Source organism: Agrobacterium sp. CG160-95 (genome assembly GCF_053521725.1).
In genome coordinates this window covers 292,558-318,946 of record NZ_JBNWDU010000001.1, presented here as the reverse complement: position 1 = coordinate 318,946, position 26,389 = coordinate 292,558, and the positions used below count along the sequence as shown (strand labels likewise).

Here is a 26,389-nt window from a genome sequence, read left to right as displayed (position 1 = left end):
GTGGGAAAGGCCGAGGGAGCCGGTCGGGCCGGTCATTCCCTCTAAAAATGCAGATTGTGCGTGTTGCATCGCGTGGAGCGAAATCTTGCCTTCACGCAGAGTCTGTCAGTTGCCCGAAACATCCGCTGCGGCATTTTTCTTCTGCCAGTAATGGTCGGATATGTTTTGGGCATTCTGAATGATGTGACGCGCGACTTCGGGATCTCCGCCCTCGAATGTTTCCAGGTCGGCTCCGCATAGCAGCAGGAAAAGCTGCTGGTGTGCGACAGCGGCAAAATAGTCACGAGGCGGTGGCTGTATTTCAGACCCGATTGACTGGAGTTCGTCAGCAGCCTGTTTGCTTGCACGCTCAAGCGCTGCGAAAATAGTGGACACCATCGCCGATTCTGTCCGTTGCAATATATCCTGAACCTGCCGTTCGGCGGGCGTCAGGACCGGGCAGCTCTCACTCATCGCACAACTCTCCTCTCGGCACACCTCGTTTACCTGCGGTACTATGCCATGGATTGTGTCTGCTTTGAGAGGAGAAGCTGAAGTTGTGGATTTTAAACCGCAAACGAAAAACACGACAGACCGAAATCGGTTTGTCGACGAGACAAACCGGTCGCCTCGCTACAAGCCGTTATTATTCAACCGTGCCCCAGCGCCTTCCTGATACAGGCGCTGAGATAGGCATATTGCAGGGGCGTGGCCCTTGCCATCGCCTCCGTGCGGGTGGCGGGCCTGTCCTCGTAACCGACCGGAATATCGAACTGGGTGAAGGTGAAATCCCAGCGGGTGCCGTTGACGATATTGTAGAAATGGTCGGCGCCGCTAACGACGGTTTTGGCGAGGTCGCCACCGAAAATATCCTGCACCACAAGAGCTGTAACGCCGCCTTGCCCCCTGGCTGGGTTTTCTCTCGACCACAGGCTGCTGGTTTCGAGCGACCAGCTTTTCCTCAGGGCGTAATACAGTCGTTCGGCATTGTCCTGCATGACGGGTCTTTCCTGTTTCGGAACCGGGTTCCGGGTCAGGTTGGGTCGGTACAGTAACGGAGCGCCTCGCTTCCTTTTTCAGGCCGCAGGAACGCTCCGTTCAGTTGAGATTGCGCCGATGCGCTGACGGTGCCGGAACGAATTCCGGCACCCTTTTCCTCACTTCGCGTCGAGAAGGTCCTTGACTTCCAGCAGGACGAACTCGTTGTCGTCAGCCTTGTCCAGCGCACGACCGGCCGAGAAGGGCAGGTTGTTGTCGTTGCCGACGATGATATGGGTGGCGTCGACACGGTCGACATTCTCGATGGTCACGAACGGCATGTCGTAGAAACCGTTGCCGCCGCCCTGACGCTTCCTGTTATCAGGATCGGAGATCTTCAGCAGATCGATATAGCCGATCTTGCGCGCCGCCTTGCCGGCATTGGCGTCGTTGAATTCGATCTTGTAGATGCGCTTGACCTTGGAAGGTACGGCAAAGCAGTTTACGTCCGGCTTTTTCGGGTCGGCGCAGGCCTTGTCGGCGGTGCCGGCGCCATTGTCACGCTCGATGACCAGCGCGGTGCTCTCGTCCAGCATGTTGAAATCGCCGATGGCTTCGCCACCTTGCGCCAGTGGGTAGAGCCAGGTGCGGCCTGTCCATTCCTTCTTGGCGGTATCGAGCTCGATGATGCGAAGGGCGGTTGAGCCGTCTTCGGTCTTTTCGACCTGACCTTCGGCGGTGTAGAGCGGGCCTTCGAGAAGGCCGTAAAGCTTCGAGCCGTCCTTGGAGAGCGCCATGCCTTCATAACCACCTGATCGTTTCAGGTTGAAAGCGGGCAATTTCTGCGTGGGGTTGCCGGGCAGTGCCAGGGTCGGATGATCCGGGGACTTCACCTCGATATCGCCGGCCTTGGTGGCGATGACGTCGGTCAGCTTGCCGTCGCGGGTGAATTTCAGGATGTAGGGACCGAACTCTTCGCCCACCCAGAAGCCGTCGGCAACGGGCTGAATGGATTCGACGTCGAAGTCGGCGCCCGTCAGGTAACGTTTGGTCGAACCTTCCATGACGATGGGGAAGGGAGCTTTCTTGTCCGGGTCGGAAAGGAACACCGTCTCCAGCGCGTTAACCTTGCCGGCATCCCAGTCGAATTTGATGTGGTGGAGCATCAGCATGGCGTCGCTGGAGTTGAGCTTCGAGCCGAAACCATTGTCGGAAAGGCTCCAGAAGCTGCCGTCCGCCATGGCCTTGATGCCGGAAAAGCCCTGCATGGCCTGGCCGTTGAACGGCATGGAGAGGCCGGTCGGGCGAACGCCATCCTTGCCGGGCACGGTGCCGAGACCCTCGGCGCGCTTGCGGTCGGCCGTCGTGAACTTGGCGGATGTCTTGAGGTATTCCGGCGCGTCGGCAGGTGCTGCGATGATGGTGTTGGCGGGCAGAATGGCGTGCGAGACCAGCTTTGCCGGAAACTCCTGCTCTGCATGGGATGCGGTTGCGAGCGCAAGAACGGCGAAAGGTGCGAAAAGAATATGCTTCATGGTGGAGACCCCTCAATGCCTGTTGAAGACAGGACTGAGGCGATAGGGGTGCCACATGACAGGCAGGTGATTGCAGTTTGAAGCTTTGATGAATTTTGATGACGGGCGGCCTCGGAAACGAAGCTACCCGTTTGTTTTCAGGGGTTTTTTCAGGCGGCTGGGGCCTGATATTGGCTGAGCGTACACACGCCGAGCGTCTGCCCGCGTCCCTTGACAGCATGTTCGCCGAGATATTCGCTGCGAACACCTTTGGGTAGCACCAGCTGATGGGCGAGATCGGCAGAAATCAGCACGGGATGGCCGAGCATCTTGCTCAGTGATTCGAGCCGCGAAGTGGTGTTCACCGTGTCGCCAAAATAGGTGATCTTGTGGTGATCGACGCCGATTTCGGCTGTTATGACCGGCCCGCCATGAATCGCAAAGCGAAGGCGCGGCACTTCACCGAAACGGGCGAGCCACATGTCGCGCTTGTCCTCGATGGTCGCCTGGATATCGAAAACACAGCGCACGCAGGCTGCCCGCCTTATCGCCATGTGATAGGGCCAGGTGATGATGGCCGCGTCGCCGATGTAGTCGTCAATGACGCCGCCATGTCTTCTGACGGGGGCTGCGTAGCTCGCGAAGATTTCGCCCAGAAACTCCTGCGCCTTCAGGTCGCCATGGGTTTCGGCAAACGAAGTGGAGCCGACGAGGTCGATGAAGATGAAAACGCGGTCTTCGCTGACTGGACGGCGATAGCGCCCAAGTATGAGATCGATGAAGATGTCACGGCCCAGCAGTTCGCGCACGCGCATGATGAAAACGATGATGCCGCAGACGATGAGGGTGAAGATCAGTGTCTGCACCTCGGCATGCACCGCCCGTTTCCAGGTGCCGGGAAATATGCCGCTAACCCACAGAATGGTACCGCCAAGCCCGAAGCCACAGAAGACGAGGACGGCGTAGATGATGAGGCCGACGGCAATATAGGCCGGTGTCGGCAATGCGCTAACCTGCCGCGACAGACCGGGCAGCACGTAACCACGCTCGAAGGCGAGGATTGGCGCACAGGCGAACAGCGCATAGGTGGCGCCAATGAGCGCGCCGCCGCCATATTCCAGAAACGCGTAGGCCACGCCGCTGCCGGCCACGGCAACGAAGAGCACCACGTAATCCAGAATGGGCAGCAATTTTCTCATGTCGGTTCTTGATCTCGGGGAAGGGAAGCGTCGTGCCCCCGTCAGGCGAAGCTTCTGTTCAGGTCATATGCGACATTAATGTGGAAAATGCGCTGCAAAAAGTGACCATTCGGTAAGGTCACATGAAGGATTGGAAAGGCTGTTGCCCCGTTGCCGCAAAAGGGATGTGAACCCGGCTCTACTACTTAATAGGATGTTCTGTAATAGACCGTTTCAAGCGGGGATTGCGGACGGTCGTCCGGTGAGCGGTTCGACCATGTGACGGGGAAGGCGGCAAAACGCAGCCGGTTGCCGTCTATCCATGCCCGGTCGAACAGGGTTTCTCCCTTGCTGGCAAAGGTGATGGCCGCGCAGGTCCGGCCATCGACATCGAAGGGAATATTCTCTTTCCAGCCAGTCAACCCGCAGCCGATACCCTTCGGGTCACCATTATAATGCTCGACAACCGCGGGGTCGTTGGGCGTCATGGCGATTGAGGTGACGGTATGGGCAAAGAGCATGCTGTCGTTGTCCTTCAGGCCACCATCCAGCGTGCCTTCGTAACGCACCTGCACCGTGGGCTGCTGGCAGCTGCTGCGGGCGTAAATTTGTGAGACAGCATGCATGCGGCCACCGCGTATGGTGATGCGCGTGACGATGCCGTGACGGTCGTTCTTGCCGATCTTAAGGCAATCGGTCGTCCATTCGCCCTGAAGATCGACCTTGCCGTCATCGGCGCGCGCTGACGTGGATGAAAGAGTAGGGAAAATGCCTGCGGCCGCGATCGATGCGGCCAACAGCAGAGCACGGGCAGGTTTCATGGAAATACCCTCAAAGCGAGACCATCTGCAAAGAGATGGACCGCGATGCGGGCAAAATTTGGGTTGGCGCAGGTCCAGTAAAAGCAGAGACGCTTTTGCGTCCGGACAATGCGCAAAACTGCGAGAGGCGCGGGCGATCAGGCCTCGCTCACCGCCACATCAACCGCCTCGACCTTCTTGCCGGCGAAACGCAATGCCACTTCGCCATTGATGAGCTTCAGCGCCACATCGCCAAACAGTTCGCGCCGCCAGCCGGTCAGCGCTGCCACGGTGGCAGCCTCGCCCTCGGAAGCGATCTTGTCCAGATCTTCGCTGTTGGCGATGACCTTTGCTGCGACGCCGTGCTTGTCTGCCGTCAGCTTCAGGAGAACTTTCAACAGCTCCACGGCAGCGCCGGAGCCTTCCGGTGCGTGGCTGTGACGCGGCGCCTTCGGCATTTCCTCTTTCGGAAGTGCCAGCGCCGCATTCACGGTCTCGATGATGGCCGTGCCGGAGGAGGAGCGCTCCCAGCCCTTCGGGATGGTGCGAAGCCGCGACAGCGCCTCGGTGTCCTTCGGCTGCTGCTGTGCAATTTCGAAGATCGCATCGTCTTTCAGCACGCGTGAGCGCGGCACGTTGCGCGACCGCGCCTCACGTTCACGCCATGCGGCGACAAATTTGAGGATGGCGAGTTCAGTCGGCTTGCGCAGGCGCGATTTCAACCGCAGCCAGGCATCGTCGGGATGCATGTCATAGGTTTCGCGCGATTCCAGAATGTCCATCTCTTCGGTCAGCCAAAGCGAGCGGCCTTCACGCTCCAGCTGCGCCTTGAGCGCCAGATAGACATCGCGCAGATGGGTGACGTCGGCCAGCGCATAATCCAGCTGCTTTTCCGTCAGCGGGCGGCGGCTCCAGTCCGTGAAACGTGAGGATTTGTCGATCTGCACATTCTTGATCCTCTGGACCAGCTGGTCGTAAGAGATCGAATCGCCGAAACCGCACACCATGGCCGCGACCTGCGTATCGAAGATCGGGTGCGGAATAAGCCCGCCAAGATGATAGATGATTTCGATATCCTGACGCGCCGCATGGAAAACCTTCACAACATCGGGATTGGCCATGAGTTCGAACAGCGGCGTAAGGTCGAGACCCTTGGCGAGCGGGTCGACCAGTACCTCAAGGGTAGGGCTCGCCATCTGTACGAGACAAAGCTCGGGCCAGAAGGTCGTCTCACGCAGAAACTCGGTGTCGATGGTAATGAATTCCGATTTCGCCAGTTCCGTGCAGGCTTCGGCGAGGGCGGCAGTCGTTTCAATCATTGCAAATGGCCACTCGTGAAAATTATCCGTCTTACTTTCCCTTTGCCGGGCGCATGTCAATACAAAGCCCGCTTTTGAAGGCTCAAGGATCGTTTTTCTCAGGTGGTTTTGGCGTCGGCCCGTCGTTTTTGGGTGGTGCAGGGGCGGCCAGCTTCTGAAAATAGGCCGAGGTGCGCAAAAGCGGGCGGAACCGCCAGTTCCGCTCCTCAACGGGTACTCCCTCGCGCACCCGCAGCCGGTATATGGTGTAGGCGATAAAAACGATCTGGATCGCGGCCGTGTAGCTGAACAGCGCTTTCGGACCGAACTGGTCGATCAGGACGGAGGCGAGCAGCGGGCCGACGGTTGCACCCACCGACCAGAAGAACAGCAGCCCGGCAGACACCATCGCATGTTCGCCCTCTTTGGCATGGTCATTTCCATGGGCGGAACTCAGTGAATAGAGCGGCAGGGCAAAGGCGCCGAACACGAAGACGCCGATGATGTTGCTCCATTCGTCCGAGCCGGCGAACAGGGCGAGAAACAGACCGACAATCACGGAGCACGCCGTGGTGGCGAGAATGATGATGCGGCGGTCGTAACGGTCTGAATAGACGCCGAGCGGATATTGCAAGACCACGCCGCCGATGATGCCCGCACTCATGAAGGTGGCGATGGCGGTGACGGAAAGGCCGATCTGTTCGGCATAGATTGGCCCGATGTTGCGAAAAGCCGCCATGCTGAGGCCGACAGCGACGCAGCCGACGACGGCAAGCGGTGAGATGCGCCACACCGCGAAAAGATTGAACGGGATCTGTTTCGGCGGCGCGGGGTTGGATTTGTCGGCAATCGAGATCGGCACCAGCGACAGCGTGAGCGCCATGGCGATCAGCGAAAACACCACAGGCCCGTCAATGCCGGCGACGGGAATGATATATTGGGCGAGCGTCACGGAACCGAGATCGACGAAACGATAGATGGACAGCGTGCGCGCACGGTTGGAATTCGTCACCTGCGCATTGATCCAGCTTTCGATCGCGGCGAAAAGACAGGCGACCGCAATGCCGATGACGAAGCGCATCAACATCCAGAACAAGGGATGAAGGACAAGCGGCATAGCGATCGAGGCGGCCGATGCGACCGCCGCCATGGTGGCGAAGGTGCGGATATGGCCAATCTTGCGCAGAAGGCGCGTCACCGAAATGCAGCCGAGCGCGAATCCGATGCTGTAGGCGGCGCTGATGAGGCCGATGGTGCTGGCCGAAAACCCTTCGGACAGGCCCCGCAGCGCGATATAGGTTCCCTGCAGACCGTTGCCGCCAATCAGAATGCCGGCGGTGACGAGAAGCGGGATAAGAGGTCTGATCTGGCTCATTGCGGGCCGACTCGGTTTGGCGGGCTGAATAAGCACTATCTAAAGCGAAGGTGCGCGAAAGGACAGGCTGAACGCGACATTGTTGTCCTTTGCCTTGACAAATCGGGCTGGTCATGCGCTTTTCCGGCAAATTTCGACAGTGCCGCCCATCTGGCCCACGACACGCTCCAGGATATTAAAATGCATCGTTACCGCAGCCACACCTGTGCCGCTCTCCGCAAGTCCGACGTCGGCGAAACCGTTCGCCTTTCCGGTTGGGTTCATCGCGTGCGAGATCATGGCGGCGTTCTCTTTATCGACCTTCGCGACCACTACGGCATTACCCAGGTCGTGGCCGACCCCGATAGCCCGGCCTTCAAGGTTGCCGAGACGGTGCGCGGTGAATGGGTGATCCGCATTGACGGTCTCGTCAAGGCGCGGTCCGAAGACACCATCAACAAGGGCATGGCCACTGGCGAGATCGAGCTTTATGCGCAGGAGATCGAGGTTCTGGGCGTTGCCAAGGAACTGCCGCTGCCCGTCTTCGGTGAGCCTGAATATCCCGAAGATGTTCGCCTGAAGTATCGCTTCCTCGACCTGCGCCGCGAAACCCTGCACAAGAACATCGTCAAGCGCACGCAGATCATCTCCTCCATGCGCAAGGGTATGGGCGATCTGGGCTTTGCCGAATATACGACGCCGATCCTCACCGCATCCTCGCCGGAAGGCGCGCGCGACTTCCTCGTTCCCTCGCGCATCCACGAAGGCCAGTTCTTCGCGCTGCCGCAGGCCCCGCAGCAGTACAAACAGCTTCTGATGGTGGCCGGTTTCGACCGCTACTTCCAGATCGCTCCATGCTTCCGCGATGAAGACCCGCGTGCAGACCGTCTGCCGGGCGAATTCTACCAGCTCGACGTCGAAATGAGCTTCGTGACCCAGGAAGACGTCTGGACCACGATGGAGCCGATGATGACGGCCGTTTTCGAACAGTTTGCCGAAGGCAAGCCGGTGACGAAAGAATGGCCGCGCATTCCCTATGACGAATCGATCCGTAAATACGGCTCCGACAAGCCGGACCTGCGCAACCCGATTGTCATGGAAGCCGTGACCGAACATTTTGATGGCTCGGGCTTCAAGGTTTTCGCCAACATGATCGCCTCCAACCCCAAGGTGCAGGTTTGGGCTATCCCGGCCAAGACCGGTGGTTCGCGTGCATTCTGCGATCGCATGAACGCCTGGGCGCAGAGCCAGGGCCAGCCGGGCCTCGGCTACATCTTCTGGAAGGAAGAAGAAGGCAAGGTTGCCGGCTCCGGTCCGCTTGCCAAGAACATCGGCGAGGAACGCACCGAGGCGCTGCGCCAGCAGCTTGGCCTTGAGGCGGGCGACGCCTGCTTCTTCGTCGCGGGCGATCCCGCCAAGTTCTACAAGTTTGCCGGCGAGGCGCGCACCCGTGCCGCCGACGAGCTGAACCTGATTGACCGCGACCGTTTCGAAATGTGCTGGATCGTCGATTTCCCCTTCTTCGAATACAACGACGAAGAAAAGAAGATCGATTTCGCCCACAACCCATTCTCCATGCCGCAGGGTGGCATGGAAGCGCTGGAAGGACAGGATCCGCTCTCCATCAAGGCTTTCCAGTATGACGCGGTCTGCAACGGCTTCGAAATCGCCTCCGGCTCTATCCGTAACCAGTCGCCCGAGCTGATGGTCAAGGCATTCGAAAAGGTCGGCCTGTCGCAGAGCGACGTGGAGGAGCGCTTCGGCGGTCTCTACCGCGCCTTCCAGTACGGTGCGCCTCCGCATGGCGGTTGCGCCTTCGGTATCGACCGCGTGGTCATGCTTCTGGTTGGTGCGAAGAACCTGCGCGAAATCACGCTGTTCCCGATGAACCAGCAGGCACAGGACCTGCTGATGAACGCGCCGTCCCCGGCAACGCCGACCCAGCTTCGCGAGCTGGCGCTGCGCGTGGTTCCGTCCAAGAAGGACTGATCTCAACCGCCACGGGTTTTGAACAAAAGGGCTGGCGGCGACGCCGGCCCTTTCTGTTTCTGCAACGAACGTGGCAAAGTCACAATTTTACCGCGAGTTTAACGGAATTCCGAACGTAATCAGCCGGAATCCGATCCCAGTATAGTTTTGCGCTCATTCTGGGGACGCAAAGACTATCAGGGATTTTAAACTTGGGACAGCGCCGGCCGAACTTCGCTTGGGGTTGCGGCGCGATCATATTTATAAGGATTTCAGAATGGCACATGAATCGGAGAAAGACCTCGCCCCGGCCGGTGGGCAGATGCCGCCAGCCCCGCCTCGCAACGGCTTCGCCGTCAGCCTGCGCTCACCGGGCGCCAAGTTTCTGATGATCGGTTTCATATCGATGGTTCTGCTCGTACCGCTGCTTCTCGTCTGGGCGCTGACGGAAGAGCGCGCCTCGCGGGCCGAGGATGTTTCGGGCCGTATCGCCAGCGGCTGGGGTGGCGATCAGGTGGTGAACGGCCCTTATCTCGCCGTGCCTTTCGACGTGGAAAGACGCCGCGAGGTGAATGGCCAGAGCATCGTCGATCGCACGACCGAATGGGCGCTGGTCATGCCGGAAACGCTTGATGTCACGGCCGATCTGAAGACCGAGGAGAAGCGGCTGTCGATCTACAGCCTGCCGGTCTATAATGGCGACCTTGTCCTCAAAGGCCGGTTCGGTGCCGGCATCCTTCAGGATCTCGCCCGCTTCTCCGGCACGCCCCGCCTCGACAGCGCCATTCTCGTTCTCAGCATGCAGGATATGACCGGCATTCGCTCGAGCGCCGGTGTCAGGATCGATGGCGGTTCCGTATTGCCGTTCGATCCCGGCATGCGTGATATCTCTGTCATAGCGCCCCGCACGGGTGCGCAGGACATGTCCATCAGGTCCGATGCCGGCGTGCACAGATCGATCGAAAGAGGCCTTGTCGAGAAAGGCTTCGATTTCGATATAGCCTTCTCCCTGAATGGTTCCGGCAGCTTTGCCGTCGCGCCCGCCGGCCAGACCACCAGTTTGGCGGCCAAGGCCAACTGGCCGCATCCCGGCTTTGAAGGCCTGTTCCTGCCGGAGGAAAAGACCGTCACAGCCTCGGATTTCACGGCCAACTGGACAATCCCCTATCTCGCAAGGGGCATAGACCGCGTGGTCGAGAGTTCGCGCCTGCCGCTGACCGACAGCCTGATGAGGATCAACCTCGTCGAGCCCGTGAAATTCTACCAGATCATCGCCCGGACACTCAAATATTCGATAGGTTTCATCTCTCTGGTGTTCCTGGCCGTCTTCATCGTCGAACTGAGGGGCGGCAGCAGCGTGCACTGGATTCAGTACGTGCTGACGGGGCTGGCGCTGATCGTTTTCTACGTGCTGCTGCTCGCACTTGCGGAACATACGGGCTTCACCATCGCCTATGCTGCGGCGTCGCTTCTGACAGCGCTCCTGATCTCCTCCTATCTCGGAAGCGCAACCCGTAGCCGCAAGAACGGGGTAGCCCTGTTCACGGTTCTGGCGGTGGCTTATGGGGTCATGTATCTGGTTCTGAATGAGGATGAATATGCGCTGCTGGCCGGCGCGTTGATATCTTTCATCGCCATTGCTGCCACCATGTTCGCAACCCGCAGGGTCGACTGGTCGGGAACCGGCCCAACCCAGCACAACACCAATATTGGTCGCAGCGAAGCCTCGTAAGGCGCATCGCCAGCATCGAAAGGCGGGCATGCAACTTGCTGCCCGCTTTTTTGCCGTCTATAGGTGGAGCATTCACCACGGACCCGGTGAAATTCCGGGTGGCTCTTCTGGCCGCCGATCCGCCAGACAACGCAAAGCACCGACATTCTTTTTCAATCTACCGGACACGTTTCCGGCCGGTGCGTCATACTTTGCGAAAAAATCAAATGAACAGATTTCAGACTTACAGACGTGAGTGGTTTTCCAATATTCGCGGCGATGTGCTTTCCGGCATCGTCGTCGCACTCGCGCTCATTCCCGAAGCAATCGGCTTTTCCGTCATCGCCGGCGTCGATCCGAAGGTGGGGTTGTTTGCTTCTTTCGCCATTGCCTGCGTCTGCGCCTTCACCGGTGGCCGTCCGGGCATGATTTCCGCGGCAACCGCCGCCACAGCCGTCCTGATGGTGACGCTGGTGAAGGAACACGGCCTGCAATATCTCTTTGCGGCGACCATCCTCATGGGTGTGCTGCAGATCGCTGCGGGCTTTGCAAGGCTCGGGCGGGTGATGCGCTTCGTCTCTCGCTCAGTCACGACCGGCTTCGTCAATGCACTGGCGATCCTGATCTTCATGGCGCAATTGCCCGAGCTGATAGGCGTGCCTATCGCAACCTACGTCATGATCGCGGCTGGTCTTGCGATCATCTATCTCTTCCCGCTGGTCACGAAAATCATCCCGTCGCCGCTGGTCGCCATCGTCGTTTTGACCTGCGTGGCGGTGTTTTTCGGCATGGATATCCGCACCGTCGGCAATCTCGGCGAGTTGCCCTCGACGCTGCCGGTCTTCGCCCTGCCACAGGTGCCGCTGACTTTCGAAACGCTGCAGATCATCTTTCCGTATTCCGCAGCGCTGGCTGCCGTCGGTCTCCTGGAATCCCTGCTGACGGCACAGATCGTTGACGACATGACAGATACCGGCAGCAACAAGAGCCGGGAATGCATCGGGCAGGGGACAGGCAACATCGCCTCCGCGCTGATCGGCGGGATGGGCGGCTGCGCCATGATCGGCCAGTCGGTCATCAACGTCAGATCCGGCGGCAGGGGCAGGCTCTCCACCTTTGTGGCGGGCGCCTTCCTGCTGTTCCTCATTCTTGTGCTGGATGATCTTGTCCGCATCATTCCAATGGCCGCTCTTGTGGCTGTCATGATCATGGTTTCGATCGGCACCTTCTCGTGGCGTTCGATTCTCGATCTCAGCCGCAATCCACCCTCTTCCAGCATCGTTATGCTGGTAACGGTGGGGACCGTGCTGGCGACCCATGATCTCGCAAAAGGCGTGCTCGCAGGCGTGCTTCTCTCCGGCGTGTTTTTCGCGGGGAAGGTTTCAAAACTCTTCCACGTTCGTCCAGAGCTTGTCGCGGATGGTCGGCACCGCATCTACCGCGTCGATGGGCAGATTTTCTTCGCCTCGACGGAGAGCTTCATTGCCGCCTTCGATTTTGCCGAAGACGTGGAAACGATCACCATCGACGTCACACAGGCGCATCTGTGGGACATTTCGGCTGTCGGTGCGCTGGACAAGGTCGTGCTGAAATTCCGCAAGACCGGCAAGACGGTCGAGGTGATCGGCGTCAACGAAGCGAGCGCCCATATGATCGACCGTTTCGCCCTGCACGACAAGCAGGATGGAGCGACAGCCTCAATCCACTGACCAGAAGTAAAAAGCCCCGGCGTAACCGGGGCTTTTTGTTGTGCTATTCGTTTGCCGTCACCGTGACGCCGAGCATTGTCGGCAGGGTGTTCGGTGCACCCATGGCGGCGCCCATGATCATCGGGAAGGGAACCGGCTTTTCCGGTTCGGCCGAGATGGAGAAGCTCTTCGGATTGTCGATATAGGCGTTGATCGCAGCCGACACCATGTTCTGCAATTCCGGGACGTTGAGCGAAGCCATCATGATCGGCGCCATGCCCTTGATGGTCTGGGAAAGCTGATCGCTGGTCATACCCTGCTGGCTTGCAGCGTAGTCGATGGCGCGCTTGGTGATGCTGGCATCTTCGAAGCTGATTTCGGCATTAACGAAGGAAAGCTGCTGCATCAGGCCGAGCATGGCAAGGCCCGCTGCCTGTTCCGCCTGTTCCTTGTTCGGATTTGCAGCCTGCGCCTTCACCGTCTCCTGCATCGATTTGATGAAGGCGAGTGTGTAACCGGAGAAACCGAACGACATGTTGAGACGGCCGACCTTGTCGAGGTCGATGGCATATTCCTCGACGTCTACGGTGCCGGAGGCAACTTCCCAGCTTCCGCTCATGGTCATGTTGCCGGAAAGGGCCTGCAGATTGAGCTTTTCAATTGCGTCCTTCGTGGCCGGATCGTTGACTTCGCTGAGATCGGCTTTGAAGCCGGATGCGTCGAGATCGAAGCCGATCGAGGCCTTGTCGTCGCTGACGGACATCGTTGCGCTGCTTTCCTCGAGCGAGAAAGCCTGCTTGCCGTCGATGGAAACGGAAATCGGACCGCTATGCGCCTCGTCGTAGAACATCAGCGCATCAATCGTGCCCGTCGTCGCATCTGCAGGGATGGTGAGACCTGACATGTAGATGTCGTTAGCCTTGATCTCCACGTTTTCCTGCTTGTAATCGACATTGTCGAAACGCGCGTTCTTGATCTTGTAGCCGCCGTTGTTTTCCTCGACGCCTTCAAGGGTGACGTTGCCGACCGGAATTTTTTTGGCCGGATCGGCAGCCGCATTGAAGGTCACGCCGTTCAGCGTCACCGTGTCGCCGTTGACGGCGACGGATCCGGCGGCGATTTCACCGCCCTGTGCGGCGTAGGCGGCGTTGATCTTTTTCAGAACGTCGTTGCCATCCAGTGCGAATGCCGGTGCGGAAAGCGCGAGAAGCGCGGCACTTGCGAAAAGAATCTGCCGGGTGGATTTCAGTCTCATAGTGTTTCTTCCCTCAATGTGCGGATGTGCACCGTGTTCTAAATGTGAATGGTGACATTTATATTCGCGATTATTCAAAGGTCTACAGGATTTAGATCGATTCGTATGACGGCGGCATTGCGGCATTCGCAACGCAGTTAATAAAAATCCTCACAAAAGGCGTCGTTTCGTCCACAGCCGAGACCCCCGAATTCCTTGCCGGGAATCGGCATTTCCGCTAGTCAAGCACCATGGGAAAAAATCTTGTACCTCCGTCAGGCGGAGACGATAACATTCATCCGGTCGATTTGAAGGCGGCGCTTGAAGAGCGCTACCTCGCTTACGCCTTGTCCACGATCATGCATCGTGCGCTGCCGGATGTGCGCGATGGACTGAAGCCGGTTCACCGCCGCATCATCCACGCCATGAGCGAAATGGGCATCCGCCCCAACTCGGCTTTCAAGAAATGCGCCCGTATCGTCGGTGACGTTATCGGTAAGTTCCATCCGCATGGCGACCAGTCGGTCTACGATGCGCTGGTCCGTCTCGCGCAGGATTTCTCGCAGCGTTATCCGATCGTGGACGGGCAGGGCAATTTCGGCAATATCGATGGCGACGGCGCCGCCGCCTATCGTTATACCGAAGCACGCATGACCGATGTGGCAGCGCTGCTGCTCGAAGGCATCGGCGAGGACGCGGTTGACTTCCGCGCTACTTATAATGAGGAAGATGAGGAGCCGGTCGTCCTCCCTGGCGCGTTCCCCAATCTGCTTGCCAACGGTGCCTCCGGTATTGCCGTCGGCATGGCGACGTCCATCCCGCCGCACAACGCCCATGAACTGTGCGACGCAGCTCTGCATCTCATCAAGCATCCGGATGCGACGGTTGAAAAGCTGGTGGAATTCATTCCCGGCCCCGACCTGCCGACCGGCGGCGTGATCATCGAAAGCCGCGAGAATATTCTCGAAGCCTATAAGACCGGGCGCGGTGGTTTCCGCGTGCGCGCCAAATGGGAAACGGAAGACCTCGGACGTGGCGGCTATCAGATCGTCATCACCGAAATCCCGTTCCAGGTGCAGAAATCGCGGCTGATCGAAAAGATCGCCGAGCTGCTGCTCGCCCGCAAACTGCCGCTGCTTGAGGATGTCCGCGACGAATCGGCCGAAGACGTGCGTATCGTGCTGGTTCCGAAAAACCGCACCGTCGACGCGACGCTGCTGATGGAATCGCTGTTCCGTCTGTCCGACCTTGAAAGCCGCCTGCCGCTCAACATGAACGTGCTGTCGCTTGGCAGGGTGCCGAAGGTCATGGCGCTGAACGAGGTGCTGAGCGAATGGCTGGCACACCGCAAGGACGTGCTGGTCCGCCGTTCCCGCCATCGTCTTGCGGCCATCGATCGCAGGCTCGAGATTCTGGGCGGCCTGCTGGTCGCCTATCTCAATCTCGATGAGGTGATCCGTATCATCCGCGAGGAGGACGAGCCGAAACAGGTGATGATGGCCAAGTGGTCGCTCACCGATAATCAGGCCGAAGCCATCCTCAACATGCGTCTGCGCAATCTGCGCAAGCTTGAGGAATTCGAAATCCGCAAGGAGTTCGACGAACTCAGTAGCGAGAAGGCTGAAATCGAGGGGCTGCTCGCCTCCGATGAAAAGCAATGGCAGACCGTCGCCTGGGAAATCGGCGAGGTCAAAAAGAAATATGCCAAGGCAACCGAGATCGGCCGTCGCCGCACGCAGTTTGCGGATGCGCCGGATGCCGACATCGAGGCCATCCAGCAGGCGATGATCGAGAAGGAACCGGTCACCATCGTCATCTCGCAGAAGGGGTGGATCAGGGCGCTGAAGGGGCATATGTCCGATACGTCGGCTCTGACCTTCAAGGAGGGCGATGGCCCGAAGCTCGCCTTCCCGGCGCAGACGACCGACAAGTTGCTTCTGCTGACCACCGGCGGCAAGGCCTACACGCTCGGCGCAGACAAGCTGCCGGGCGGTCGCGGCCATGGCGAGCCGATCCGCATCATGGTCGATATGGAGAACGATCAGGACATCCTGACGGCCTTCGTTCACGATCCGTCGCGCAAGCTTCTGCTCGTCTCGACTGGCGGCAACGGCTTCATCGTGGCCGAAAGCGAAATGGTCGCAAACACCCGCAAGGGCAAGCAGATCATGAATGTCGCCATGCCTGACGAAGCCAAGCTCGCCGTACCTGTTACGGGCGACCATGTCGCCGTCGTTGGCGAAAACCGCAAGCTGCTTGCCTTCCCGCTGTCGCAGGTGCCGGAAATGTCACGCGGCAAGGGCGTGCGCCTGCAACGCTACAAGGACGGCGGCGTGGTTGATGTGAAATGTTTCGCGCTCGCAGACGGCTTGAGTTGGTCCGACACGGCCGGGCGCCTCTTCACCAAGGTCGGTGAGGAATTGCGCGAATGGCTGGCAGACCGCGCCACCGTTGGCCGCACCGTACCGAAGGGCTTTCCGCGTAGCGGGAAATTTGGCGGGTAAATCCGTCCTCTATCGATAGAAACAGAAAAAGCGCCGCATATCGAAAGACGTGCGGCGCTTCCGTTTAATCGAGTGGGACGACGTGGTCGCGTAGAAAAAGATAAACGCCGTCCTCATCAATGTTGCCGGCAGCGACGTCGAGAACAAAAGCGATGACATCAGCTTGCTCGGCGTGGATTTCATGGCCGTTGATGAACAAGAAGGTGTAGGCCGCTAGAAACGCGGTTCGTTTGTTTCCATCTGAAAATGGGTGGTTGCGGGCTATCCCGTAAAGATAGGCGGATGCAAGCCTTAGAGCGTCTTCCTCACCGTAGGCGGCTTTGTGAAGGGGGCGTGCCAAAGCTGCCTCAAGTGCGTTCTCGTCTTTTAGACCTTGCAGGCCGCCATGTTCAACAAGTTGTTCCCGATGTATTATTTCAATGGAAGTTCGGGACAGCCACTTAATTTTTTTCATTTTGCGAGTTCTCTCAGCGCCACATGATATTTCTTCATGCCGCGCCGGGCAGCTTCAAGCTGCTCGCTCAAATCCGCTTGTTCAGGGACGAGTTCGATGTTCCCGGAGACTTCCCTTAGTTCAAGGGTATCACCCGTCTTGAGACCCATGCGATCCAGGACTTCTTTTGGGATGATAATGCCTTCGGAATTACCGATTTTCCGGATTGTGATGTTCATGACGCCAACTCCTGTTATAACTGAGTTATAACATTGTCATCACGGTGAGACAATGCCGGTGTTGGATTGGATCTACTCGGCTGTCTCTACCGCAGGCACATAAACCTCCCACCCACGAGGTGTCAGGTGCTCCTGCGGGTGGTAGCGCGTCTTGTAGCCCATCTTTTCAGAACCATCGACCCAGTAGCCAAGATAGACGTGCGGCAGGCCGAGCGCGCGCGTGCGGGTGATGTGATCCATGATCATGAAAGTGCCGAGCGAGCGCTTTTCTAGATCGGGGTTGAAGAAGGAATAGACCATCGACAGCCCGTCGCTCATCACATCGCTCAGCGCTACGGCGAGAAGTTCACCTCGTTTGCTGGAATCGATGCCGGAGCCGGGCTCTCGCACACGGTATTCGATGATGCGGGTGTTCACGTGCGTGTCTTCGATCATGATAGCATAGTCGAGCGCCGACATGTCGGACATGCCGCCTGACTGGTGCCGATGGTCGAGATAGCGGCGAAACAGTGAGAACTGTTCGGTGGATGGCTCAGCGGCATGAACGGTGGCGACGACATCCTTGTTGACGGAGAGAACGCGCCGCATCGATTTCGTCGGCTGGAACTGTTCGGCAAGGATGCGCACGGAAACGCAAGCTCGACAGGTTTCGCACGCCGGGCGATAGGCGATGTTCTGTGAACGCCTGAAGCCGCCCTGGGTCAGAAGGTCGTTCATTTCCGACGCACGCGGGCCGACCAGATGCGTGAAAACCTTCCGCTCCATCTGGTTCGGCAAGTAGGGGCAGGTGGCCGGTGCCGTAAGATAGAATTGGGGAGAGGGCGTCGCCTGCGTGTTCATCGAACCGTGATCGCCTCCTGCGTCTGTTGTGAAAGCGCGCCGCGATTTCACGGGGTGCGGCGACGCTTCAAGCGACATGCATAATGTCACAGAATGGCAAAATGACGGAAAACGTCAACTGCACCATGCGCTATTTGCCTGATATGCAAGCCACGTTTTCGTGGCTTTCCCTTATATCAGTAGGTTCTGACCATGACGGTGCCGAGCAGGAAGTCGTGAACGAGGCGAGAGCGCTCCGTAAACAGGCCTGCAAGCAGGATAAGCGGCGTCAAAACCGAGTTGATGATCCAGAAAAGCGCAATGTGCACGGTGGCCAAAAGGAAATCGATTCGTCGTCCGTCCATGCGCGCCATTGCGATGCCCATCGCCCGCATGCCGGGTGAGGCCTGCGACGGGCCGCTGAGCGTTACGCCGAAATAAAGCACCGCGACGATGACGAACAAGGCCGGATAGAGGAAGAAGCCGAGACCCAGCGTAATCACGCCGAGAAAGAAGACGATCACGGCGGCTGGAATGCACAGCAGGAGAACGATCGCGTAATCGATCAGGAAAGCGAAGATGCGTCGGCTCAGTACGCCGCTATAGGCGCGCCAGTCGTCCGGTGCGACATAGGTAGGGTTCTGGTCGAGGTTCATCGGTCGTTTTCTCCTGAGAAGACATGACAGCTCGAAACGCGCTTTTCGTCACGCAGCATTCCGTGTCAGCAAACAATATGGGAAGAAAACGACCGAATACAATAAGCGTCGGCTGTCAGCCCTTCGCGAGTTTGCGCGCGGCTTCCACTGCGAAATAGCTCAGAATGCCATCGCAGCCCGCACGCTTGAAACAGAGAAGCGTTTCCATCATCACGCGCTCGCCGTCGATCCAGCCATGCATGGCCGCTGCCTTGATCTGGGTATATTCACCGGACACCTGATAGGCGAATGTGGGCAGCCCGAAATTCTCTTTCAGCCGCCAACAGATGTCGAGATAGGGCAAGCCGGGTTTGACCATCAGCATGTCAGCACCTTCTTCCACGTCGAGCGCTGCGTCGCGGATTGCCTCCATGCCGTTGGCGGGGCTGATGTAATAACTGTTCTTGTCCCCCTTCAGCAGTCCGGCCGTCGAAATGGCCTCGCGATACGGACCGTAATAGCCGGAGGAGAATTTTGTGGCATAGGCCATGATGCCGACGTTCTGGTGCCCGGCCGCATCCAGGCCGCGGCGGATGGCGCCAATGCGGCCATCCATCATCTCGGACGGAGAAATAATGTCCGAACCGGCATCGGCCTGAAGGATTGCAGCACGAACGACCTGGTCCACGGTCTCGTCATTGACGATTTCGTCGCCGCGCAGAATGCCGTCATGCCCATGGCTGGTGAAGGGATCGAGCGCAACATCGGTGATCATGCCGATATTCGGAACCGCTTTTTTGACCGCGATGGTCGCCTGATTGATGAGGTTGTTGGCCTCGAGCGCATTCGAGCCGGTCTCGTCGCGCAAGTCCATCTCGATATTCGGGAAGGTCGCAATCGCCGGAATGCCGAGATCGGCGGCTTCCTTCGCCGCTTCGACCAGCTTGTCGACGCTCATGCGGTTTACGCCGGGCATCGCCGGTATGGGATCGAGGATATTGCTGCCCGGTACGATGAAGACCGGCCAGATGAGATCATCGACGGTCAGGCGGCTTTCCTGAACCAGACGGCGAGTCCAGTCGGCCTTGCGATTGCGGCGCATGCGGCGATGGCCGGTGATCGCGTCGACCAGATGCGTTTTGTCCTGCATGTAAGAATGTCCTTCGTATCCCACCCAAGTCAGGAAAGCTGCATAACACGAAGCAAGCGCCGTGCGAATGCGACAATGTTTCCCCCTGGACTTCCCCGGTGGGCGAGGGTGCTTTGACAAGGCAAGCCGCCGAATTCAATAGGGGCTGGTCGCCCGCCCGTCGAAACCGTATCTTCCGGCCATGGAACCTGATTCTCAACCTCTGCCGAAACGTCCGCTGACGGAAATCCTCTTTCTGGTCTTCATGAGGCTGGTCGCGGTTTCCTGTTTCTGGTTCGGCCTGCAATATTGGGCGATGCTGACGGGATATTCTCTCGGCGGGCATGGGCGGTTCGATATGCTTAACCTGCCATGGCGGGTGGCGGGTAGTGCGCTTGCGGTGATTTTCCCGGTCACGGCGCTCGGTCTCTGGCTCGGCGCCTCCTGGGGGGCAGTCATGTGGGTCTTGGGTGCCGGCACCCAGATCGCCATGTATAAGGTGTGGCCATATATCTTCGGCGCCAACACGCTTGTACCCGTCATGCACGGTCTCGTGGCAACCATTTATATACTATTCCTGGTCGCTTTTTGGCTCGATCAGCGCCAGAATGAAGAGCGCGCAAGAATTGATTTACCATAAGAATAAAGCAATTCAGCCTGGTTTTCGGTCGAATTTTATTGCTAAGTCTTTGATTTGTAACGCATGGTGATAAGCCAGTCCCGCTTCGCCACAAGTTTGACCCACTTGGGAAAATGCAGGTAAGCATTTGTTAATCGTAGCTTTTAAGTAGAATTTTATGCGCATTGATTAGGTTCTCACTCAAGGCGGGAGACAAACAAACACACCGCCAAACAAAACAGTGAGGCAGTCATGATCAATAGCAAAGCAAAGCCGCAGGCCGTTGTTGCCGACGCACATGAAGATACCATCCGTTCGCTCTACATGGAGTCGCTGCACCTGGTGGAACGTCTCCACCGCCGCCTCCTCGATGTCATCAAGGACGAGTTCGATCGTCAGGGTCGCGATGATGTCAACGCCGTTCAGGCGCTCCTGCTGTTCAACATCGGCAATTCCGAACTGACGGCCGGCGAGCTTCGTTCGCGTGGTTATTACCTCGGATCGAACGTCTCCTACAACGTCAAGAAGCTCGTAGACCTCGGTCTCATCAACCACCAGCGCTCGCGTGTCGACCGCCGCTCGGTCCGCATCAGCCTGACTGAAAAAGGCCAGGAAATCGCAGAAACGGTTGCTCACCTCTACGAGCGCCACGTCGGCTCGATTGAAAAGGTCGGCGGCATCGGCACCGGCGAGTTCTCCGAAATGAACAAGCTGCTGCAGCGCCTCGATCGCTTCTGGAACGACTCGATCGCTTATCGCCTTTAATTCCGCGGCGGTTTCACTGTTAGCGCCGGGGGCATCGGTTTGCCTCCGGCTTGCGGATTCGTGTTGGAGGCGCCGTTCACCTGTGCGTGTCAAGCCCGTTCTCTCAGGTGCGTTTTCGCCCTGTTTTGCAGGCATACACAGCTTCGTGAGAAAAGGTCCGTGACACGAATTGGCCATATTGATATGGGACCCGCAAAGGTGAAGGAGCCGGCGGTTTCTCCTGCTGTCGTGGCAAGTCCCGACTGTTCTGCCAGACAATAGCGCCCAGACCATGGGTATTGAGCATTACCGGCCGGCAGACACGTTGTACGTGTTTGTTAATCATATTGATTTAGGCATTGTTGAGAATGCCGAAGAGAGTGGCTGGTAGGTAGAATGACAAAAAAATCCGTTTCCGAATCCGTATCGCGCCGTGCGCTTCTGCGCTCGGCTGTTTCCGTTGGTGTTGCCGCGCTTGCCGCGCCGGCCCTGGCGCAGAATGCGCTCAACGATCTCATGGGCTCATCGCGCCGTGGCAACTGGGATGACCAGTTCGACGCGAATTCGTCGCGTTCCGCCGTTGGCGTCGTTTCCAACAACCCGGTTCTCGGACGGGAAGCGCCTGTCTACATGCAGCAGGCGATCATGCAATATCAGCAGATCGTGCAGAATGGTGGCTGGCCGGACGTACCCGTCACCCAGCAGCGTCTCCAGATCGGCGTTTCCGATCCTTCCGTTCAGGCGCTTCGCCAGCGATTGATGGTCTCCGGCGACCTGCCGCGCGAAGCTGGCATTTCCAGTGCCTTCGACTCTTACGTCGATGGTGCGTTGAAGCGCTTCCAGGCCCGCCACGGCCTTCCCGCCGATGGTGTCAGCGGCGAATATACGACCAAGGCGCTCAATGTTTCGGCCCAGATCCGTCTGGCGCAGTTGCAGACCAACCTCGTGCGCATTCAGTCCATGTCCGGCGATCTCGGCCAGCGTCACCTGATGGTGAACATTCCGGCCGCTGCCATCGAAGCGGTTGAGAATGAGCGCGTCGTCCTGCGCAACACCGCCGTCGTCGGTCGCGCCAGCCGCCCGACGCACGTCATCAATTCCAAGATTTACGAAGTCATCCTCAACCCTTACTGGACAGCGCCGCGCTCGATCGTCGAAAAGGACATCGTGCCGCTGATGCAGAAGGACCCGACCTATCTGGAGCGGAACAACATCCGCCTCATCGACGGCAAGGGACAGGAAGTTTCGCCGACGGCGGTCGACTGGTTTGCGCCAAAGGCACCGAACCTGATGTTCCGCCAGGACCCCGGCAAGATCAACGCCATGTCCTCGACGAAGATCAACTTCCACAATCCGAACAACGAATATATGCACGACACGCCGCAGCAGGGTCTGTTCAACAAGCTGATGCGGTTCGAATCGTCCGGCTGCGTGCGCGTACAGAACGTGCGCGACCTCACAAGCTGGCTGCTGCGCGACACGCCCGGCTGGTCGCGTCAGGAAATGGAACGCGTCATCGCCACCCGCGTCAACACACCGATCAAGCTGGCGCAGGAAGTGCCTGTCTATTTCGTCTACATCACCGCATGGTCGGCGAAGGACGGCGTGGTGCAGTTCCGCGACGACATCTATGAAAAGGACGGCAACGCCGAACTGGCGCTCAACACCACCACCGGCATCGAACAGCCGGCTGGATCTGTCGACGACGACCTGTTACCGCGCAACTGATCCGGCGCTGCCATCAGGTTTTTATATTTAAGTGAAAGGCCGCACCCCGTCGGGTGCGGCTTTTTTCATTTTCGCTGCTGGTTTTGAAAAAACAGCTGCCGTTTTTTGTCGCAACGTCGCAGTTTGACGGGCAAATCTCGCTGCCCGTATTGCTCTTGTTCGGGCAGGGCGCTAAGACGCCATCGCATTACTGTTTCAGGAGCCTTCACCATGTCGAACACAGATGCTTTCTTCTCCCGTCCGCTTGCCGAAGTCGATCCGGATATTTTCGGCGCGATCGAGAAGGAACTGGGTCGCCAGCGCCACGAGATCGAACTGATCGCCTCGGAAAACATCGTTTCCCGCGCTGTGCTTGAAGCGCAGGGTTCGATCATGACCAACAAATATGCCGAAGGTTATCCGGGCAAGCGTTATTACGGCGGCTGCCAGTTCGTAGACATTGCTGAAGAGCTTGCCATCGAGCGCGCCAAGAAGCTGTTCGGCGTCAACTTCGCCAACGTCCAGCCAAATTCCGGTTCGCAGATGAACCAGGCCGTGTTCCTCGCGCTGCTCCAGCCGGGCGACACCTTCATGGGTCTCGACCTGAACTCCGGAGGCCATCTCACGCACGGTTCGCCGGTCAACATGTCCGGCAAGTGGTTCAACGTCGTGTCTTACGGCGTGCGCGAAGGCGACAACCTGCTCGACATGGACGAGGTGGAGCGCAAGGCCAAGGAAACCCGGCCGAAGCTTATCCTTGCTGGCGGCACCGCCTATTCCCGTATCTGGGACTGGAAGCGCTTCCGCGAGATCGCCGATGAAGTCGGCGCCTATCTGATGGTCGATATGGCCCACATCGCTGGTCTCGTTGCCGGTGGCCAGCATCCGTCGCCGTTCCCGCATTGCCACGTTGCCACCACGACGACGCACAAGTCGTTGCGCGGCCCGCGTGGCGGCATGATCCTCACCAATGACGAGGATCTGGCCAAGAAGTTCAACTCCGCCGTTTTCCCCGGCCTGCAGGGCGGTCCGCTGATGCACGTCATCGCCGCAAAGGCAGTTGCCTTCGGTGAAGCTTTGCAGCCGGAATTCAAGGATTACGCCGCACAGGTCGTCAAGAACGCCAAGGCGCTTGCCGAAACGCTGATCGAAGGTGGTCTTGATGTCGTCTCCGGCGGCACCGACAACCACCTGATGCTGGTGGACCTTCGCAAGAAGAACGCCACCGGCAAGCGTGCTGAAGCAGCTCTCGGTCGCGCCTACGTCACCTGCAACAAGAACGGCATTCCTTTCGATCCGGAAAAGCCTTTCGTCACCTCGGGTGTGCGTCTCGGCACGCCGGCCGGCACGACGCGCGGTTTCAAGGAAGCGGAATTCCGCGAAATCGGCAAGCTGATCGTCGAGGTTCTCGATGGTCTGAAGGTCGCCAACTCGGATGAGGGCAACGCTGCTGTTGAAGCTGCGGTGCGCGAAAAGGTCGTCGGCCTGACTGACCGTTTCCCGATGTATCCGTACATGTAAGGACGTAAAGAGATGCGCTGCCCCTTTTGCGGTTCCGAAGACACACAGGTCAAGGACTCGCGTCCGGCGGAGGATAACACCTCCATCCGCCGGCGGCGCATCTGCCCCGATTGCGGCGGCCGCTTCACGACATATGAGCGCGTGCAACTGCGCGAGCTGATGGTCATCAAGAAAAGCGGCCGCAAGCTGCCCTTCGACCGGGAAAAGCTGGTGCGATCCTTCGAGATCGCGCTACGCAAACGCCCGGTTGACCGGGACCGGATCGAGCGGGCCGTCTCCGGCATTGCTCGCCGTTTGGAAAGTTCCGGCGAGACGGAAATCCCCTCGGAAGAAATCGGCCTCCAGGTGCTTGAAGCGCTGAAGAGTCTCGATGACGTGGCCTTCGTACGCTACGCCTCGGTCTATCGCGATTTCAGCCATGCCGAGGATTTCGAGAACGTGATTGCCGAAATCAACGCCAAGATCGCCCGAGATACAGACGCCGGAGCATAGACGTGACGAGCCGCGCCGATGACGAAAAATTCATGGCCCGGGCAATCGAGGTTTCCCTGCGTCATCAGGGTCAAACCGAGACCAATCCCTCCGTCGGTTGCGTTCTCGTCAAGGACGGAAAAATCATCGCCGAAGCGGTGACCGCAATTGGCGGCCGCCCCCATGCCGAACGCCAGGCGCTGGAAATCGCCGGCGAAGCGGCGCGCGGCGCAACAGCCTATGTCACCCTTGAACCCTGCTCGCACTGGGGCAAGACGCCGCCCTGCGCCAATGCGCTGGTCGAATACGGCGTCGCCCGTGTCGTTGTGGCGGTTGACGACCCGGACGAGCGTGTTTCCGGTCGCGGTTACTCCATCCTGCGGGAGGCGGGCATTGTCGTGGAAACAGGCCTGCTGCGCGAACAAGGCAAGAGAGCGCTTGCGGGTTACCTCACACGCCAGGTTAAAAAACGCCCGCATGTGATTCTGAAGCTTGCCATTTCTGCCGATGGCATGATCGGCAGACAAGGGGAGGGGCAGGTAGCGATCACTGGTCCGCAGGCTAGGCACGCCGTGCATGAACTGAGAGCGCGCTGCGATTGCATCCTCGTGGGCATCCGCACCGCGATAGCGGACGATCCGGAACTGACCGTTCGAATTGCAGGTCTCGAAGATCGTTCTCCGGTCCGAATCGTGCTTGATCGCAAGTTTGAACTACCGTTGACGTCTAAGCTGGTGGGAAGTGCACGCGAGGTGCCGGTAATCGTCGCGGCGTTATCCCCCTCTGACCTGCCGGGTATCTTGCCCTCAGGGGGGGAGGTGCCCGGTAGGGCAGAGGGGGGTAGCCACGACCGTCGCCAACAACTGACCGACGCGGGCGTCGAAATCCTTGAAGCACCAACCCTCGAGAACCTCCTTCACATTCTCGCTGAACGCGGCATGTCGGAACTTCTGGTTGAAGGCGGCGCTTTTGCCGCAAAATCGTTCCTTGAAGCCGATCTCGTGGACCGTATCATGCTGTTTGAAAGCCCGGTCGTGGTTGGTGAAGGCGGGATTGAAACGCCGCTCAGCCGTGCCGATATTCCGGGCGATTATGTTTTGGTCAGCGAAACCGCCTACGGGCCGGATCGCTGCTTCGATTATGAAAGGCCGCTTTGATGTTTACCGGAATTGTCACCGATGTTGGAACCGTGTCCGAGTTGGAAGCTCTGGCGGAAGGCATTCGTCTGCGGGTGGCGACCAATTACGATCCCAAGACCATCGATATGGGCGCATCGATCTCCCATGGCGGCGTCTGCCTGACGGTGACCAAACTGCCCGAAGACGGCAGCAACGAGCGCTGGTACGAGGTCGAGGCCTGGGAAGAGGCATTGCGCCTGACGACGATTGCGGGCTGGCAGAAGGGCACGCACGTCAATCTGGAGCGCGCGCTGAAGATTGGCGACGAGCTTGGCGGTCACATCGTTTCCGGCCATGTCGATGGCAAGGCGGAGATTCTGTCGGTCGAGCCGGAAGGTGAGGCGGTCCGTATCCGCCTGCGCGCGCCCGACCATCTGGCGAAATTCGTGGCGCCCAAGGGTTCCATTGCACTCGATGGCACTTCTCTGACCGTCAATGCGGTCGACGGAACGGATTTCGACGTGCTCCTGATCCGCCATACGCTCACAGTCACCACATGGGGTGAGCGCCAACCGGGTGATTTCGTCAATTTCGAAGTCGACACCATGGCGCGATATGCCGCAAGGCTTGCGGAGTTTCCCTCGGCGTAACACCTTTCGGCATCTATTGTGCTGAAATACACTCTCGGCCTTGAGCCGGTATCCGACTGGCCCAAATCCTTGGGCTGAAAAGACTCTTGCCGTCGCGC

24 protein-coding genes and 1 other annotated feature are annotated in these 26,389 nt (G+C 58.7%); of the genes, 11 read left to right on the top strand and 13 right to left on the bottom strand.

What is annotated here, in order from left to right; genetic code table 11:
- Positions 1-105: 105 nt before the first annotated feature.
- From ACQZ63_RS01615 to ACQZ63_RS01585, 7 genes are all read right to left on the bottom strand, one after another.
- Positions 106-453: a hypothetical protein gene (locus ACQZ63_RS01615; protein ID WP_113555881.1), complete on the bottom strand. Its 348-nt coding sequence runs from the start codon at positions 451-453 to the stop codon at positions 106-108.
- Between the two features lie 176 nt (positions 454-629).
- A complete protein-coding gene (locus ACQZ63_RS01610; protein ID WP_003512467.1) occupies positions 630-977 on the bottom strand; it encodes a YunG family protein in 348 nt (115 codons plus the stop codon).
- A 159-nt stretch (positions 978-1,136) separates the two neighbouring features.
- A complete protein-coding gene (locus ACQZ63_RS01605; protein ID WP_112959025.1) occupies positions 1,137-2,492 on the bottom strand; it encodes an esterase-like activity of phytase family protein in 1,356 nt (451 codons plus the stop codon).
- 149 nt (positions 2,493-2,641) lie between these two features.
- Positions 2,642-3,670, bottom strand: coding sequence for an adenylate/guanylate cyclase domain-containing protein (locus ACQZ63_RS01600; protein WP_003512469.1), 1,029 nt, complete (start codon positions 3,668-3,670; stop codon positions 2,642-2,644).
- 185 nt (positions 3,671-3,855) lie between these two features.
- A complete protein-coding gene (locus tag ACQZ63_RS01595; RefSeq protein WP_065704759.1) occupies positions 3,856-4,470 on the bottom strand; it encodes a hypothetical protein in 615 nt (204 codons plus the stop codon).
- Positions 4,471-4,607: 137 nt separating this feature from the next.
- Positions 4,608-5,768 carry a ribonuclease D gene (gene rnd / locus ACQZ63_RS01590; RefSeq protein ID WP_003512471.1) on the bottom strand — a complete coding sequence of 387 codons (1,161 nt, stop codon included), beginning with the start codon at positions 5,766-5,768 and terminating at the stop codon, positions 4,608-4,610.
- A gap of 82 nt (positions 5,769-5,850) precedes the next feature.
- Complete coding sequence (locus ACQZ63_RS01585) at positions 5,851-7,122, bottom strand: MFS transporter (protein ID WP_003512472.1); 1,272 nt, start codon at positions 7,120-7,122, stop codon at positions 5,851-5,853.
- Positions 7,123-7,302: 180 nt separating this feature from the next.
- Here ACQZ63_RS01585 and aspS point away from each other — a divergent pair, with 180 nt between their 5' ends.
- From aspS to ACQZ63_RS01570, 3 genes are all read left to right on the top strand, one after another.
- On the top strand, positions 7,303-9,090 hold the full coding sequence (aspS, locus tag ACQZ63_RS01580) for an aspartate--tRNA ligase (protein WP_003512477.1): 1,788 nt from the start codon (positions 7,303-7,305) through the stop codon (positions 9,088-9,090).
- Between the two features lie 256 nt (positions 9,091-9,346).
- Entirely contained in the window at positions 9,347-10,801 is a 1,455-nt protein-coding gene (creD, locus tag ACQZ63_RS01575) for a cell envelope integrity protein CreD (protein WP_162763623.1), read from the top strand.
- Positions 10,802-10,877: 76 nt separating this feature from the next.
- Positions 10,878-10,933: a sequence feature (sul1 is cis-regulatory element that is thought to sense ions involved in sulfur or methionine metabolism; They are found in Alphaproteobacteria), on the top strand.
- Between the two features lie 74 nt (positions 10,934-11,007).
- Positions 11,008-12,489 carry a SulP family inorganic anion transporter gene (locus ACQZ63_RS01570; protein WP_113555880.1) on the top strand — a complete coding sequence of 494 codons (1,482 nt, stop codon included), beginning with the start codon at positions 11,008-11,010 and terminating at the stop codon, positions 12,487-12,489.
- Between the two features lie 43 nt (positions 12,490-12,532).
- Here the strand turns inward: ACQZ63_RS01570 and ACQZ63_RS01565 are convergent, their stop codons facing one another.
- Positions 12,533-13,723 carry a hypothetical protein gene (locus tag ACQZ63_RS01565; RefSeq protein ID WP_003512485.1) on the bottom strand — a complete coding sequence of 397 codons (1,191 nt, stop codon included), beginning with the start codon at positions 13,721-13,723 and terminating at the stop codon, positions 12,533-12,535.
- Positions 13,724-13,953: 230 nt separating this feature from the next.
- Between ACQZ63_RS01565 and parC the strand changes: the two genes are divergently transcribed.
- The gene (gene parC / locus ACQZ63_RS01560; RefSeq protein WP_013635880.1) at positions 13,954-16,206 is read left to right on the top strand and encodes a DNA topoisomerase IV subunit A; all 2,253 of its coding nucleotides are present in this window, start codon (positions 13,954-13,956) and stop codon (positions 16,204-16,206) included.
- Positions 16,207-16,270: 64 nt separating this feature from the next.
- Here the strand turns inward: parC and ACQZ63_RS01555 are convergent, their stop codons facing one another.
- The 5 genes from ACQZ63_RS01555 to hemB form a co-directional block, all read right to left on the bottom strand.
- Entirely contained in the window at positions 16,271-16,660 is a 390-nt protein-coding gene (locus tag ACQZ63_RS01555; protein ID WP_065688205.1) for a type II toxin-antitoxin system death-on-curing family toxin, read from the bottom strand.
- Positions 16,657-16,878: an AbrB/MazE/SpoVT family DNA-binding domain-containing protein gene (locus ACQZ63_RS01550; RefSeq protein WP_038490623.1), complete on the bottom strand. Its 222-nt coding sequence runs from the start codon at positions 16,876-16,878 to the stop codon at positions 16,657-16,659. Before ACQZ63_RS01550 ends, ACQZ63_RS01555 begins: the two co-directional genes overlap by 4 nt.
- A 72-nt stretch (positions 16,879-16,950) precedes the next feature.
- The gene (locus tag ACQZ63_RS01545; RefSeq protein ID WP_448799076.1) at positions 16,951-17,718 is read right to left on the bottom strand and encodes an arginyltransferase; all 768 of its coding nucleotides are present in this window, start codon (positions 17,716-17,718) and stop codon (positions 16,951-16,953) included.
- Positions 17,719-17,894: 176 nt separating this feature from the next.
- Positions 17,895-18,353 (bottom strand): RDD family protein, encoded by a 459-nt coding sequence (locus ACQZ63_RS01540; protein ID WP_003512493.1) that lies wholly within the window; start codon positions 18,351-18,353, stop codon positions 17,895-17,897.
- Positions 18,354-18,468: 115 nt separating this feature from the next.
- Positions 18,469-19,482, bottom strand: coding sequence for a porphobilinogen synthase (hemB, locus tag ACQZ63_RS01535; RefSeq protein WP_003512495.1), 1,014 nt, complete (start codon positions 19,480-19,482; stop codon positions 18,469-18,471).
- Positions 19,483-19,663: 181 nt separating this feature from the next.
- Between hemB and ACQZ63_RS01530 the strand changes: the two genes are divergently transcribed.
- The 7 genes from ACQZ63_RS01530 (at position 19,664) to ACQZ63_RS01500 (ending at position 26,291) form a co-directional block, all read left to right on the top strand.
- The gene (locus ACQZ63_RS01530; RefSeq protein WP_113555878.1) at positions 19,664-20,101 is read left to right on the top strand and encodes a DUF6163 family protein; all 438 of its coding nucleotides are present in this window, start codon (positions 19,664-19,666) and stop codon (positions 20,099-20,101) included.
- Between the two features lie 234 nt (positions 20,102-20,335).
- Entirely contained in the window at positions 20,336-20,845 is a 510-nt protein-coding gene (gene ldtR, locus ACQZ63_RS01525; protein ID WP_025593036.1) for a transcriptional regulator LdtR, read from the top strand.
- A gap of 375 nt (positions 20,846-21,220) precedes the next feature.
- Positions 21,221-22,552: a L,D-transpeptidase family protein gene (locus ACQZ63_RS01520; protein ID WP_113555877.1), complete on the top strand. Its 1,332-nt coding sequence runs from the start codon at positions 21,221-21,223 to the stop codon at positions 22,550-22,552.
- Between the two features lie 210 nt (positions 22,553-22,762).
- On the top strand, positions 22,763-24,052 hold the full coding sequence (glyA, locus tag ACQZ63_RS01515; RefSeq protein WP_003512506.1) for a serine hydroxymethyltransferase: 1,290 nt from the start codon (positions 22,763-22,765) through the stop codon (positions 24,050-24,052).
- 12 nt (positions 24,053-24,064) lie between these two features.
- A complete protein-coding gene (gene nrdR, locus ACQZ63_RS01510; protein WP_003512508.1) occupies positions 24,065-24,544 on the top strand; it encodes a transcriptional regulator NrdR in 480 nt (159 codons plus the stop codon).
- A 2-nt stretch (positions 24,545-24,546) separates the two neighbouring features.
- Positions 24,547-25,680: a bifunctional diaminohydroxyphosphoribosylaminopyrimidine deaminase/5-amino-6-(5-phosphoribosylamino)uracil reductase RibD gene (ribD, locus tag ACQZ63_RS01505; protein WP_113555876.1), complete on the top strand. Its 1,134-nt coding sequence runs from the start codon at positions 24,547-24,549 to the stop codon at positions 25,678-25,680.
- Entirely contained in the window at positions 25,680-26,291 is a 612-nt protein-coding gene (locus ACQZ63_RS01500) for a riboflavin synthase (protein ID WP_003512512.1), read from the top strand. The genes ribD and ACQZ63_RS01500 overlap by 1 nt, the downstream gene beginning before the upstream one ends.
- Positions 26,292-26,389 lie beyond the last annotated feature (98 nt).